Origin of the sequence: Spirosoma sordidisoli (genome assembly GCF_004138325.1) — a bacterium.
GTDB classification, from domain to species: Bacteria; Bacteroidota; Bacteroidia; order Cytophagales; family Spirosomataceae; genus Spirosoma; species Spirosoma sordidisoli.
In genome coordinates, this window is sequence record NZ_SBLB01000002.1 from 340,375 (window position 1) to 354,798 (window position 14,424).

Below are 14,424 nucleotides of genomic sequence, written 5' to 3' on the forward strand. Positions count from 1 at the left end.
CACCTTATGAAGCAAACTCTACTAGCCACACTATTTTTCCTGGTTTTTCCGCTGGTTTTGTCAGCACAGGATGCCATCTATACAGCCAATGGAAACCGGATCAGTGATGCACAACTGACCGGTCTTACGGAAGATAAAGTAACCTTTACCGTTCAGCGGGACGGTAAAGCCAGCACATTCAACTTTCAGCGTGCCAATGTTTTGTTTGCGTTCAGTCGTACCGGTAACTTTCTGGTAATAAACGAATTGAGTAGCGACCTGACAAAAGCCCAGCAACAACTTGGAGCGTATTTATCAGCACCAGTCAGAGCGGGTGACAGGGAGTATCTGATCAGGGCAGTTCCACTTACTGTCATTCCGGCCACAATTGCCTATGAGAGCGATGCTGTTGTAAACTACAAAACCGCTGAAGGTAAATCCGCATCCATTCCCAAGAGTGAGCTCGTAGGCATTCTTTACCAGGATGGACGGCATCTGTTATTACGGGAAGCCGCCGAGATCGCTCCTTTATTAAAGGACATAGGCGGGCAGATAAAAGGCGAGACCCTGGCCGCAAAACCGCAGCCAGCCGTACCTACAGCCAGCTCTCCGGAGCCTCTGCCCACGCCATTGCCCACCGCTCCAGCCGCGTTGCCCTCCGACGGCGCTGCAAAACCGGAAGCGGCTATCCCGTCGGGAAAAGTGACAGACAAGCCGTTGACGACCGAATCGGCGACTGATGTCCGAAAGCCGGCATTGACCGAGGGAGAATACCAGGGCTATCGTAAAAAAGCATTGCAGAAGGTAGACGAATTTGTCTCGTATCTGAATATCATCACCGATAAAAAGCTGCCCACCTACGAAAAAGATAAGGCTATCGATCAGGCAGCCAGACTGTTTATGCCAGCGGCTACTATCGCTGTTACCTCAACCAGCAAACCCGGAGCCCGCCGTTACCCCATTCGCGACTACCTCAACCGGCTTAAGCTCCTGCCTTACAGCTCCGCCCGGATCGAGTGGTCAGAAGTGCAGTATATAAAGGAACTGTCGCAGGCTGCCGACGGGAACTACTATGGAGTCATCACGGGCCAGCAAACATTTATCGGGTATGGCAGCCAGGATCAGGTACTCTACTCTGACGTAGTTCAGAAGAATGTACGGGTTAAACTCCAGTCATACGGATCTACGTCAGACGGGGTAAAAAGTATAAAATGGGATGTATTGTTGGGTAGTATCGGTGTAGCGCAATAAATCACTACGAACGTGAGGAAGGCATTACTCGTATGCTCATCTCTGCTGAGCGTGGTGGTACAGGCGCAGGTGCCAGAACACCCCCCATGTCGGCGATTAGAGGGCGTTATCGTCGATTACAGTACCCGCAAAGCTCTGCCCAGGGCCAATCTGTTCGTTAAACTGCCCGGGGGTCAGAAGAAGGTCAGCTCTAGTTCAGCACAGGGAAGATTTTCGATAAACGCTCCCTGCGAAACAACGGCTATTGTCATAGAAAAACAAGGTTACCGTACGCAGGTGCTTCCTGTCGCTATCGTGCAGGCAGATACCCATACCGTGGTTGTTGAGGTTCCATTGCTGTCGGTTGAGCCGCCAGCCAAGGATCGGATCTACTTGCAAACCGAGCAAAAGTCGTATGTCCAGGCCAGCCGTTTCGTCGGAGCCGACCAACCAGACAGCATTGGGCAACACGCTGTTTTTGTGGTGAGCGATGCAATCCGTAAGACGCCGGTCGAGGGAAAGATCTGCTTTGTTTTTACGAAAACGGGTGAGCGTAAATGCCTGGATACAGACAAAGCTGGTCAGGCAGCCATCAACTTTAGCCAGGCAGATATCGTTGCCGTTGACGCCACCGCAGCCGGTTACCAGCCCTACGCAGGCAACCTGCTCGTTGAATCACTGAAGGGCGCGTCGACGAAACAAATAATTCAGCTGCAACGCGAGCTGACCCTGCTGACCGTCTGGGCAGGTAAAGCAGAACAAGGTACGCTTCTAGGAAAGGGTGTTCGTATCCCGCTGAAGAAGGTGACGGGGGCCAGGGGGGGCGTTTGGTTCAGTACGTATCAAGCCGAGCCGGGTTCGTATACACTGGTCGTGAAGCGTCAGGGGCAGATCCGTAGTGAAGAGATAGGCGTTAGAAGTGGCTTGACTGTGCTGTACACAGACCCGCTGAAAGCCACCGCCGAACTGGGCGTACGAACCGCAGAAACGGGAATAAAACCCAACGGGGCCCCTCCTGTATCGCGGCCTGCTCTGGTACTTCCGGATAGTATTCCGATGCTTTATTTTGAGCAGGGCAGTTATCAGTTGCGGGCCGATTCGCAGGAGGTGTTGAAACAGGTGGCTCAGTATCTGAAGACGCACCCCCATTACCGCCTGCAGGTGACTGGTCATACGGATAATGTAGGTAACGAGCGCCTGAACGAAAACCTGTCCGAATACCGGGCTGCGGTTGCCTTTACATTTCTGACCCGACAGGGTATTCCCGAAGAGAAGTTAAACAAAGCCGGCGAGGGCAGCAGAAATCCGATTTCACCCAACGATACGGAAGCCAACAAAGCACTAAACAGGAGGGTAGCCCTGAAACTTATTACCAATCAATGAAGAAACTCTACGCAGCAGGCTATTCTTTATGGATCAGCGCCCTGGTGGCTGGTATAACCGGTTGTCATCAGGACCCTTTTTTGCCCAAGTCGGCCATCCCGTTTGCCTGTCAGCTTAGTCAGTCCGTGACTATTGATGAAGACCTGCGGGATACCACTACCTATCAGTACAACTCATTTGGGAACGTAGAAAAGAGCACGTACCGCAGATGGGTCAGGGGGCAATTAATGATGAGTACCGAGCAGGTCTACGTATATACAGCGGATCATTACCTCACCTCTCAGGTGGAGCAACTGATAAGTCGTGACAACAGCGGCCGGCAAATAAAGCAAGTAAACGGCTATCTCTATACGTACGAAGACGAGCGGCTTCGTACGGTAAAAATCATTAATAACACAACGAACGTAACCCTTGGCTATCGGGACTATACCTACAACGGCGACAGGCTGAAGACCTACACGCAAGCCGATGCCAACCGGGTTGTTACAAAGCGATATTCGTACGACGACACCGGGAAACTGTTATCCTGCCAGGCGCCAGGATCGATCAGCTCGTATACCGTAGATAAGGGAAAAATTATAGCAGAAAGCCACTACGGTAATCCGGATAGTACTGACATACGCTATCAGTTTGACAATCGGGGACAGCTCGAAAAACAGACCGTCTATTCCGGATTCAGCCGGGTACAATATTCCTACACCTACGATAACAATCCCTACTGGTACCAGACGCAGCTGGGGCTGAGAGGCATCCCGGCGCTCGACTTAGGGGAGCACAGACCGCTACATAACGTAAAGACAAGGACGTACCAACGCTACCAGAACGACAGGCTACTTGAGGAGCAAACCCTTGTCTACAACCATGCCTACAACAAAAACGGCTATTCGCTGGGCTACGGCCGTAGTGACGGAGCCCGTCAGATCAACTATTACACCAACTGCCCATGAAAAACAGCTTCTTCTATTTGGTAGTGGGCTTCTTACTGATCGGACTGCCGGCCGTAGCCCAGGATAAGTCGGCTAAGGTGTACATAGCCAAAGTAGGTAAAGGGGGCGCGTTAACGCCCCAGCAGATGAAGCGACGCAACGACGAGATTAAGTTTCAGGCTACCAACCGGATCAATAAAAACCTCGTCGACCTGCTCAACACCCTTACGTTTGATGGGCTGGGTGATGCTGAACGCATTGCGTTAATGCAGAACAGCTTTTTACCCAGCCCGAACCAGATCTTTAGTGGAGACGACGTAGTAATCGAAGATGATATCGATCCCTCCCATACGTCGGCCGAGGGGGCGGTTGATGTAGATGTCGAGAAATACCTGCGTAACATGGACCTGTTCTACGTCAAGTCCGATACGCTGACCATCGCCTTTTCTCAGCTAATTGTCTCTGACGTTCAGGAGGGGAAAGACTACCCGTATGTGAAAGTGTTTTTCACCCAGACCTTCAGGAGTAAAAACAAACAGGTAGACAGGGCCTATCAACCCGTACGGCGGGTGGCTGAACTGAAAGCAGAAGTTGTTGACGGCAAATGGCGAACGTTTATTACCCGTCTGGCCTTTCTGCGGCCGGGCGAAGCGCTCACTCAGCTTACCAACCCAACGATCCTGCAAGCTGACGGACCGAAAAAGCCCCTGGATAGTAAAGAGGTCAGTTTTCGCAAAGCCGACAATCCCATTGACTCGCTAACGGTAAAATGGGATACTCAATGGTTGAGTGTTGTCCGATCGACCATTGATATGATACCGACGGGTTACTACCGACGGGGTATAACGACCAGCAAAAGCCAGGATAACATCAGCATAACCTTATCCAGAGAAGATCAGCAGCTTACGTTTCGCCGGATTGATGGGTCAACAGTAGGGTTTACGCAGGCAAGGTCAATCGTGGGGGATGAGAAGTTACGCCAGCGCAGCCGGCGCCGGTTGTCTGGCTGGCTTCAGGTGGCAACTGGGCTTGTATCGCTCGGTGCCAGCTATGCAGGTTATGCGTATCTCCAGAAGCAATATGATGGTTACAGCCATCAGGTATCGGCGCTCAATGCTGACTATGCGATCTGGCAAACGCTGGCGCAACGGCCCGATACCAGTCCGTTAGTAACCATGCCATTTACCTCCTATGCCCAGCCTGGTATCTACGCGGTCTATGGTGGAGGAGTGGCGGGTGGCGGCCTGCTCATCAATGGAATCCGATTATTACTGAAAGCCGGGAAGTAGCCAGGCGTAGTTGCAAACAACCCGCCGACCAATTACAGATCCACACGTCTATGCAGTTCGTTCTAAAAACTTTGTGGGCAACGGCCCTGCTGATCGTTAGTAGTGCTTTGGTTGCAAAGGGCCAATCGTTGGCTCTGTACTACGGTGATCCAAATGGGAGGCCAGAAGATGCCTTCGATGGTAACGTATTCCGATCGGGTACGGAGTATGGCGATGCCAGTATATATGCGGTTCTGAGTAATGGAGCCCAGTCTTTCCAGATAGCATCGCCCGGTGAAAATCTGACAAAAACCGTAACCTCTACCGGCTATTTTACAATCCGCCCAACGAGCAGCATCGTTATTGACCGGACCAGAATTCTCAACTTCACCGGCTCGGTAACGGGATCGGTTAGCATCAATGTCAAGACCCTGAGCATTTCAACCATTAGTGCCAACGTGGCTACAGAAGCAGTCCCCGGCTCAACGCTCACCATAACATACACGACCGGAGCGGGCACCTATCCTGTGGGGCTCGCTGCCGGCAAATTCAAGGCTCAGTTACTGGATGGTAATGGGATTCTGTATGGTGATCTGTCAAACTCAGAAGATCAGTATACTGACGGCGAGAAATTTGGTTCCAGCCGGGGTGGTATCCGGTCTATCAAGGCAACCATTCCGGCCAGTGTACCTCCCGGTACATACCGGGTTCGGGTTGTTACCCAGGGCCTGATCTCAAATGTGCTGGGTACTGCCAGCGGCACGTTTGTAATCAGAACCAATACACTTGGTATTACCGCCGGTACCCTGGCTTCAGCGCCTGTTTGTGCGGGAAATACGGTAAGCATCCCTTTCACGACAACCGGGAGCTTTCCGCAGGGGAACCAGTTCAGGGTGCGGCTACTTACCTTGAATGGGACGCCTGTACAGGATTTCACCGAAACCAGTGCCACGTCGCCAATCCGGGTTACAATACCGGCTTCCCTGGCTGGTGGCGCGTATCAGCTTCTCGTTTTTAGCACGTCGACCTCTACTGTCAGTGCTCCCAATCTTATCAACATACGGGCCAGGCCAACGCTTATGCTATCGGGGGGCGGCAGCATCAACGCAGGTGCCAGAGCAACCGTGCAGATGACGTTTACAGGTACACCGCCCTGGTCCGTTGGCTTCGTTGATTACAGTCCTGACCTGGCACCCACCTATGTACGAACGCTTTCTTTTTCCAGCAGCAATGGTACCATCAACCCGACGCTTTTTTCCAGTTCGACAATTGACCGGCAATTCATAAAAGAGTTTAGCGATAACGGATGTGGTACCAGTGATGCCATAACCGGCTCGGCATTCGTTTCCGTAACACCCATAACGGTGACGACCAGCAGCCTGTCAGAAGCGTATTGTCCTGGTTCCGCTATATCCGTTCCGTTTACCGTAAGCAGCCCATTGCCAGCCGACGCGGTATACCGGCTACAGATTTCCGATAGCAATGGCAATTTTCAGAATGCCCAATTTATTAGTGTGGGCGCCCGCACCAGTCCCCTGAGTGCAACCATTCCTCAGTCGCTACCGGCTGGCACGGGGTATAAACTGCGTGTTGTGCTGCTGGAGCCGACAGTGCCAGGCGCTGTTGATTACACAAAAGCCACAAATCCAGTGCCCGGATCACTGATTGTCAGCCGACCCAATGCCCCCGGTGTGACGGATGTGTCGTTCTGTCAGGGGGCTTCGCTAAGTCAGCTCACAGCTACCGGTACGTCGTTGACCTGGTACAGCAGCGGAGGGACTTCACGGCTGGCAGGGGCGCCAATTCCACCCAATGACCGATCGAGTCAGTATCAGGTAAGCCAAACCATAAACGGATGCGAAAGTGCGTTGGCAACGATCACGGTATCGATCAAAGCGCTGCCTCCGGCGCCAACCGTAAGCAGTGTGGCCATATGCCAGGGCGGGTCGGGGCAATTTTCCACGTCGATTCCGGGGGCGCTGTGGTACACTTCCGGAACCGGTGGTACCCCAGCCCCGCAGCCCCCGCTGCTGAACAGCCAAAATCCCGGTAGTCAGACGGTCTATGTAAGTCAGACTATCAACGGGTGCGAAAGCCCCCGGACGGCTGTCGTGGCTATCGTTTACCCAATTCCGCCTGCACCCGCTGTTCAGAACCCAAAAGAGGTATGCCAGTATGCCACGGCGAGTCCACTCGCGGCTACCGGCCAGGACCTGACCTGGTATGATCAGTCCGGTAAGCTGGCCGGAGTACCCGTACCCGAAACCTCCACGGCTGGTAGTAAATCCTATTCGGTTACTCAGCGCATAAACGGTTGCGAAAGCCCCCGATCTCTCGTTGAGCAGGTGGTGCGGGCTGCGCCGGTCAATCCGGTTGCCAGTTCGATACGCCTTTGTGTTGGCGAAAATCCACGTTCGCTTACGGCTACTGGCACTGCCATCCGGTGGTACAGCAATGGCACGGGCGGCACGGGCTCGCCGGCTCCGCCAGGCTATTTTACGGACGTAGCCAATGTGTTTACGTTCTATGTAACCCAGACTGACAACAACGGCTGCGAAAGCCAGCGTCAGCCGGTATCGGTATCCGTGGTGGCACCGCCTTCGGCCCCGACTGTCACGGCCAACCAAACGGTATGTCAGTTTGCCAGGGTAAATCCACTGTCTGCCCTTCCTGCCAGCGACTTAATCTGGCAGGGGCCGGGTATTGCAGGAACAACCGGTGTGGCGCCTACTCCTTCTACAACTGAACCCGCCACCTTCACCTATTCAGTAGCCCAGCGGGCCGGGAGCTGCATAAGCGCCTATACCACCATCCTGTTTACCGTTCGGAAGACGCCCGAGGCTCCTAAGGTAAATTCACCGGCGGCCTTCTGTATCGGACAAAGCAGTGCAACCCTTTCGGCGACAGGAGAGGGGCAGCTCCGCTGGTATACCAACGCTGGACGCATTGGCCCATCCCTGCCACAGGTATTGGTAAACACCCAACAGGCCAGTACAACAACCTACTACGTCACCCAAACGGATGCTTTCAACTGCGAAAGCCCTGGTAGTGCCCTAACCGTTCGGGTGTCTGCCAAAGCCACCGCCCTCCTGACCGGCGACAGCGTAATCTATGCCGGTGACAGTACCGCAATCCGGGTGCGGCTTACGGGCGATGGTCCCTGGTCGTTCACGAACTGGAATAGCAACGCTATCAACAGCAGCGACTCTATCTACGTCAAGTGGGAAAAGCCAATGAGTACTCGTACGTACACGATCACCAACTTAACCAGTGCCTGCGGAAAGGGAGATATCCTGAACAGCTATCGGCTTTCGGTCATGACGCCCCTGTCGAATCAGGCTTCACTGGAGCCGCTGGACGTCAATGCGTACCCGAACCCAACTACGGGTAGTGTAACAGTAAGCTGGAGCGCGGCTATGAAACAGGAGATACGCCTGCAAATGATCAACGCCCAGGGTCAGCTGATCAGGCAGATAACGCGACAGGCTACCAGCGTATCGCAAACAGAACCGTTTCCGCTCGGGAGCCAGCCCGCCGGTACGTATATACTGCGCGTCATTACGCCCAAAAATGGGATAGTTACGCGGGTCATTGTCAAGCAATAAGAGCTCGACTGTTTTTAATGCTGCCTGATTGTCAATTTACCTGTAAATACCAATCAATAAAACCTCCACAAATATGTTAAGCTTTAAGCAATTTGACTTCCCACCTGGTCAGGATTTTGTGCCATCAAAAGAAACGAAAAATTTTTGGCTGTACACAAAGAAAAGTAAACGTACATTCAGTGGTGTCGTACTTCCGGGTTTGTTCGAAACAGTTGGGTATCCCACACAAATGCTGGCTTTTTTTGCTATACTTCTCCTGGAGATAGTGCCAACAATTTATGGAATAGATCAGGGGGTTTTGTGGCAGGCAATTCTTGCCGCTATTTTTATAGATATATTCCTCGCTGTAGTTTCCCATATATGGCATGATAGCATATGTCGCTATCGAAATGAATTGGTGAACACAGATGAGCCTGTACTCAAAGAAGCATTGAGAAGAAAGATAAATCGTTGTCTTTGGTATACATATTTTTTCTATGTTTTGATTTTAATATCAGGTATTCTGAAGTTCTATTTTTTTTATGACGCGTATATGACTCCAGATGCTATAGCTGGCGCAGTTCTGGTATGTTATTTTTTAGGCGCTTTACTTCACGTAGCCTATACGGGTTATTTTCTGTACACGTCCCGATTCAATTACAAAATTCAGTCGGAGTATAGCCGGTATGTAGAGTCGGGTGGTGTAAAATTTAAAGACCAAACTGGTAAAGTTCCACAACCCCTCTTTCAGGATGGTAATACATTTCAGGTAGAACCAACGTCCTCAGGCAATCATCATATTTTCCAGGATGAAAACGGACGTCCTTTCTTGGAGACCAGTGGGGTGCTGACTGATAACGAATTAGCGAACCTAATTGTCAGACAGTCATACAATGTACAGGGGCTGGTAGCCCGAGTCGGGTTGAAGCGTCAAATGGAAATTTTACAGACCAATTAACTTTCAATATGAAAAAATTTACGAATCTGTTGTTGCTATGCCTTGTCGTAATGTTCCTGTCCGATGGCTGTAAAGGTGATCGTACAGGGCAGGGACCAGATAGAAGTGGACTGAAAATAATAATGATGGATTCTCTGTCTGTGCAGGAAGAAGACGATGGCAGACGATTACCTGAAAATATCCGTGATTTATGTTCCGTGCTAATTTCGGAGACTAAAGACTGCGATCGAATTTTCATTCTCGATCCAGTGATTACACGCCTGGACTTGAATAAAACTCTCTCTCTCAAGACAGCTATAGAGAAGGGAGGGGCAAAGAATGTTGAAAATCCTAATGTAATTGGTAAACTCATACAAAAAAACTTTGACGAGATAGAGGTTCCGCGAGAGTTTACTATGCGTCAGGCTAGCAACATTAATGCGGGAGCATTGATCAAAAAACTTTCTACAACTGAGTCTGTCAACGACTCAATTCTGATAGTGAATGAAAATTCTTCTCTGGATAAATATGAGTTGAACGGAAAGCAGTATAAAGTATTTACGAGTATGGAAGAAGTACGAACTAAAATCAGTTCTCTCCTCTGCCAGAACGATAAGACTAATTTTACTATTTTTATTAATCCCCCAATATTAAATACTGGTAATTCAGTTGTAGTGGAACCTGTCGAACCGAGATTACATTCTCCCAAATCCGCGTCTCCTCGTTTTACAAAAAGACGAATCAGCTCAGGCGGAGGGGACCTGGTGATGGTAAAAGGTAGTGAAGGGTGTGATGTATGCACCCGTTACTACAGCGCGGTCGATAATGCAGGGCGCATCCGGCAGATTACAGAGAAGAATTCAACGAACTGCTGCCCCTGTGGGAAGGATATCGTACTGAGAGGAAGAACATACCGTATGAACTGCGATGATGCAGGTAGTAACAGGCTTGAATCTGTAGACTAAAACTTATAAGTAACTCCACACCAAAATCCTTATAAAAATGGATTTCAAAGATCAGATTAAACAGCTGGGCGACCGGGTTGCCCGGCTGAAAGACTCTATCCAGACCGAAGAAGCCACTAAAACAGCGTTGATTCTGCCCTTTTTGCAAACGCTGGGGTATGATGTATTTAACCCCCTGGAAATTGTACCGGAATTTATCAGTGATATCGGTACCAAAAAAGGCGAGAAAGTCGACTATGCGGTTATGCGGGAGAGTACCGACGGCAAACCAGCAGAGCCCTGTATGCTGATTGAATGTAAGCACTGGAAACAGGCGCTTACCCTGCATGATAATCAGCTACTACGTTATTTTCACGTTACGAAAGCCCGGTTCGGCGTGCTGACCAATGGCATCGTTTATCGGTTCTACACAGACCTGCAGGAGCCGAATAAAATGGACGAATCGCCATTTCTGGAAATTAATCTGCTGGATCTGCGCGACAATCAGATTGAGGAACTCAAGAAGTTTCATAAATCGTATTTCGACGTTGAAACGATTATCTCTACAGCCAGCGAACTGAAGTATACCGGCGAACTGAAAGGCCTTATTCAGCAGGAAATGGCCAGCCCCTCAGATGCTTTGGTGCGGCACCTGGCCAGACAGGTATATGGCGGTACACTTACGGCTAAAATGATGGAGTATTTTACGAATCTGGTTCGCAAATCATTTCAGCACACGTTTTCGGACCAGATCACCGACCGGTTAAAAACGGCTCTGGGTCAGGAGGAAATAGCGGTTTCGCAACCTGTTTCTCTCGAAGTTAGTAGTACGGTTGTTCCAGACGAAAAGAAAGGACCAATGGTCGTAACAACGCAGGAGGAACTGGAAGGATTTTATATCGTGAGAGCCATTCTCCGAAGTAATATCGATGCCAATCGAATCGTCCACCGCGATGCCCAGTCCTATTTTGCCATTCTGCTCGACGACAATAACCGAAAGCCGATCTGTCGGCTACACCTGAACGGAAGTAAGAAATCGATTACTCTGTTCGATGAAAACAAAGCTGAACAACGTCATGAGATCAGCAGCATAAATGATATTTTTCTACATAGCGATGCGCTGCTAAAGTCCCTGTCGGCCTATGAGTAGGCAATGACCTGATCTCTTAGTCTGATTTCCACACCAAAAATCGTCAGCCATGGTTCGATTAATTGTTGTTCTTGGCCTGCTTGTTTCTGGAAACCTGTCATTGGCACAGGTTCGCGTGCGTGGGTACTATCGGGAGAACGGCACTTACGTACCACCCCGTGAGCGTACCCGGCCAAATCATACTAGTACCGATAACTACAGCTATCCGGGTAATTACAATCCGAATACGGGGCGTATTACGGGAGGTCCGTCATCAACCTCCTACGCAACGGCTCCAGTCGTACCCGCCAGTCCCGGGTATTCTACCTCTGGTTCTACGAAAGAACCTATACCCGCGAGGCCAGTAGATGACGGTCAGCTATACGCCGAAACAGAAGCTAATGCTGCCTTAAGAGACAGGGCGAGTTATAAGGCTCAATCCATCTATGTGATCCCTAAAGGAGCCGTTGTTAAGATAGACCTGTACGACGACTATTATTATCGGGCCGAAGTCAATGGCCGTAGCGGTTATATCTGTATCTGTCAGGTAAAGAAAACGGTCAGGAAGTTATGACCAGAGTGGCTTAACCTTAGCTATAGTCTGTTTCAGAAGTGTCATAAAACAATGCATCCCGTAACCGATGCAACCACAGACTAAACACGCAGGCCGCCTGGTATAGCCAGCAAAAAAGCCGGTCCCAGCTGGGACCGGCTTTTGGCCATTCAGTATACAGACTATTACGCGAAACGCAGGAATCGTTTCATGCAGGAGTAGCAGATGTAGTATTTGGTGGGTAAGTAGCCGAGTAACGTTCGGACAAGGGCGGGTCTGGGAATACGCTCGATCGAATGCGTTTCGCCACAAGCCGGACAGCGGCTTTTGAAGACAGGGCGATAGTACAGCAACGGCAATACGAAGACCGCCAATGCGACCGCACCGGCTAAAAAGATAAGACTCATAAGGTGAATAGTGTTTGAGGAAGAACTAGACAAATATAAGTTTTATAATTAGCTGATATGCAATCTATTGGTTAATATTCTTTGAATATTATAAACATATTGGCTAATAATTCACATGTAGTTACATGCAAATCAAATCTTACTATTCTGTAGGTTATACTCAGCCTGTAATTTGGTTATTACTACTCAACTTAACACATATAGTATGTATTGATAGGGCAGGGCTGTATGTCAATCAGGCTAGCGAAACAGCTACAAAATGAGGCTGAAACAGACGCTCAATACGCTGGTTCATGAGCCAGTTTCCGGTCTATACCGACCATGTTATGTCCGGGCTGGCTGCGCATCTGCCGGCATCAGTGCAGCACAGCGGGTAGGATAAACTCTTCCATCATTCGGTCTACCTGCGGGTGCGCGTAGGGGGCGTTGTAGGCGGTGGCGGTGACGACCACGACCAGCGGCAGATCGGTGAACACGTAGATTTTGTTACCCCCGTTTCCGGTGCAGTAGTACGTCTCGTAGGCTTTACCCCCGACGGTGAAGGTCCGGTTCCAGAACAGATACCCGTAATACTCGTTGGTTCGACCGGGAATCGCTTTCCGCCGGGTAAAGGTTTTGGCGACCCACTCGGCGGGTATGAGCTGCTGGCCATTCCACCGGCCACCGTTTTTGTATAGCTGACCGTACTTGGCAAAGTCGAGGGTGTTCATCTGAATACCCCCTGCCGTATTAACCACCTGCTGGGGCGTGTATTGCCAGCTGTACTCCCGGATGCCCAGGGGCGAGAATAGCTTTTGCTTCGAATAACGATCCAGACCGCCCGGTACTACCTTGTGCAGCACATCGCCCAGAACCACTACCCCGGCCGTGAAATAGTGCCAGTCGCCCCGAAATTTCGATGGGGTAACAGGCAGGTCGAGCGCAAACGTCACCCAGTTGGGCGTTGGGTACATGTTCTCTTCGTTACCCGGTGAGTCCATCTCGTTATCGTTGCCGTCGAAAGCCGAACTCATCATCAGCAGGTCGGCGAGGGTGGTGCGGGCTTTATCGGTCGAATAATGTTGGTAGGCTTTCAGGTCGTAAAAGTTGGCCAGGGGCTGCTGCTCGTGTTTCAGGTGTCCCTCGGCGAGCGCCATTCCGGTCAGGGTCGATGCGAAAGATTTTCCCACCGAGCGGACATCGTGGCGGGTCGTTCGGCTGGCTCCGTTGAAGTACTCCTCGAGCAGGAGTTTCCCGTTCTTCACGACGACGACGCTGGTAATATGCCGGAATACGCCTGCCTCGATGTTTGCTTTCAGGGTTTTGATGCGACGCGTATCCAGCGAGTCGGTAGCTACCGGGAGCCCGGCATAGGGTTCGGGTACGGCCAGCCGGATACGGGTCAGGTCAATAACCGGCTTTCGTTTCACGAGCAGGGTCAGCTCGCCAGTGGCTATCGGCTGGCCTGTTTTCACGCCAGCCAGGTTTACGTACGGACGGATCACCAGCCGAAACTGGTGCCTGCCGTCGGACAAGGCACTGTCTCCGCCGTTCTGCATAAACCGGTTCCAGGCCGACTGGCTCCACCAGCGACCCTCGCGTTCGTTATCGACCAGGGGTTTGCTCAGGATCGTTTCCTCATTTTTTATCCGGGCATAGGGCGCGCCCGGGTGCAGGTTGGTCTGGTAGATGAGCCGGTTATCGACGTAGAAGGCAAACTGGTAGTTTCCCACTTTGGTGAGGGAGTCTGCGCTGAGGGTAGGGGCCAGCGGATGCAGGTAATTGGTCAGGGAGCTGGCCATGAAAACCGTCATGAACAGATTGCTCCGGTTGGTAAACTCGTGGGTTTTCAGAAAGTCCGCTGGCTTCAGGGCCGCGACCGGTATGTCGGTGGCTGTAAAAACGATCGTGCCCACCTGAGCCTGATGAAGCCCCGGGGCAATTCCCTGGTCGTTGACAAATGAACCCGGCTGGGCCTGTAAGCCCAAATATGTAAGCAGAAATAAAGGCAGCAGCCAACCGTATCGACCCGACATAATGCGTTGTGAGGATAAACAATGCCCCAAAGGTGGGCAAACCGGCCGTCTGGAAATAGAACAGAATTA

The 14,424-nt window shown here is 51.0% G+C and carries 10 protein-coding genes; 8 read left to right on the forward strand and 2 right to left on the reverse strand.

Features of this window, described 5'->3' with window-relative positions; translation table 11 throughout:
* The first annotated feature begins 6 nt into the window (after positions 1 to 6).
* The 8 genes from EQG79_RS09920 to EQG79_RS09955 all read left to right on the forward strand — a co-directional run bounded on the left by EQG79_RS09920 (position 7) and on the right by EQG79_RS09955 (position 11,401).
* Positions 7 to 1,230, forward strand: a complete 1,224-nt coding sequence (locus EQG79_RS09920; protein ID WP_129601384.1) for a hypothetical protein — start codon at positions 7 to 9, stop codon at positions 1,228 to 1,230.
* A 276-nt stretch (positions 1,231 to 1,506) separates the two neighbouring features.
* Positions 1,507 to 2,592, forward strand: a complete 1,086-nt coding sequence (locus tag EQG79_RS09925; RefSeq protein WP_129601385.1) for an OmpA family protein — start codon at positions 1,507 to 1,509, stop codon at positions 2,590 to 2,592.
* Positions 2,589 to 3,539: a hypothetical protein gene (locus EQG79_RS09930; RefSeq protein ID WP_129601386.1), complete on the forward strand. Its 951-nt coding sequence runs from the start codon at positions 2,589 to 2,591 to the stop codon at positions 3,537 to 3,539. The genes EQG79_RS09925 and EQG79_RS09930 overlap by 4 nt, the downstream gene beginning before the upstream one ends.
* Complete coding sequence (locus EQG79_RS09935; protein ID WP_129601387.1) at positions 3,536 to 4,807, forward strand: hypothetical protein; 1,272 nt, start codon at positions 3,536 to 3,538, stop codon at positions 4,805 to 4,807. Before EQG79_RS09930 ends, EQG79_RS09935 begins: the two co-directional genes overlap by 4 nt.
* Before the next feature lie 50 nt (positions 4,808 to 4,857).
* Positions 4,858 to 8,391, forward strand: a complete 3,534-nt coding sequence (locus EQG79_RS09940; protein WP_129601388.1) for an Ig-like domain-containing protein — start codon at positions 4,858 to 4,860, stop codon at positions 8,389 to 8,391.
* A gap of 73 nt (positions 8,392 to 8,464) precedes the next feature.
* A complete protein-coding gene (locus EQG79_RS09945) occupies positions 8,465 to 9,328 on the forward strand; it encodes a hypothetical protein (protein ID WP_077922650.1) in 864 nt (287 codons plus the stop codon).
* 8 nt (positions 9,329 to 9,336) lie between these two features.
* A complete protein-coding gene (locus EQG79_RS09950; RefSeq protein WP_129601389.1) occupies positions 9,337 to 10,272 on the forward strand; it encodes a hypothetical protein in 936 nt (311 codons plus the stop codon).
* A gap of 37 nt (positions 10,273 to 10,309) precedes the next feature.
* Positions 10,310 to 11,401, forward strand: coding sequence for a type I restriction enzyme HsdR N-terminal domain-containing protein (locus EQG79_RS09955; RefSeq protein ID WP_129601390.1), 1,092 nt, complete (start codon positions 10,310 to 10,312; stop codon positions 11,399 to 11,401).
* 717 nt (positions 11,402 to 12,118) lie between these two features.
* Here EQG79_RS09955 and EQG79_RS09960 read toward each other — a convergent pair.
* A complete protein-coding gene (locus EQG79_RS09960) occupies positions 12,119 to 12,340 on the reverse strand; it encodes a hypothetical protein (protein WP_129601391.1) in 222 nt (73 codons plus the stop codon).
* Between the two features lie 356 nt (positions 12,341 to 12,696).
* Positions 12,697 to 14,307, reverse strand: a complete 1,611-nt coding sequence (locus EQG79_RS09965) for a serine hydrolase domain-containing protein (protein ID WP_240699324.1) — start codon at positions 14,305 to 14,307, stop codon at positions 12,697 to 12,699.
* Positions 14,308 to 14,424: the final 117 nt, after the last annotated feature.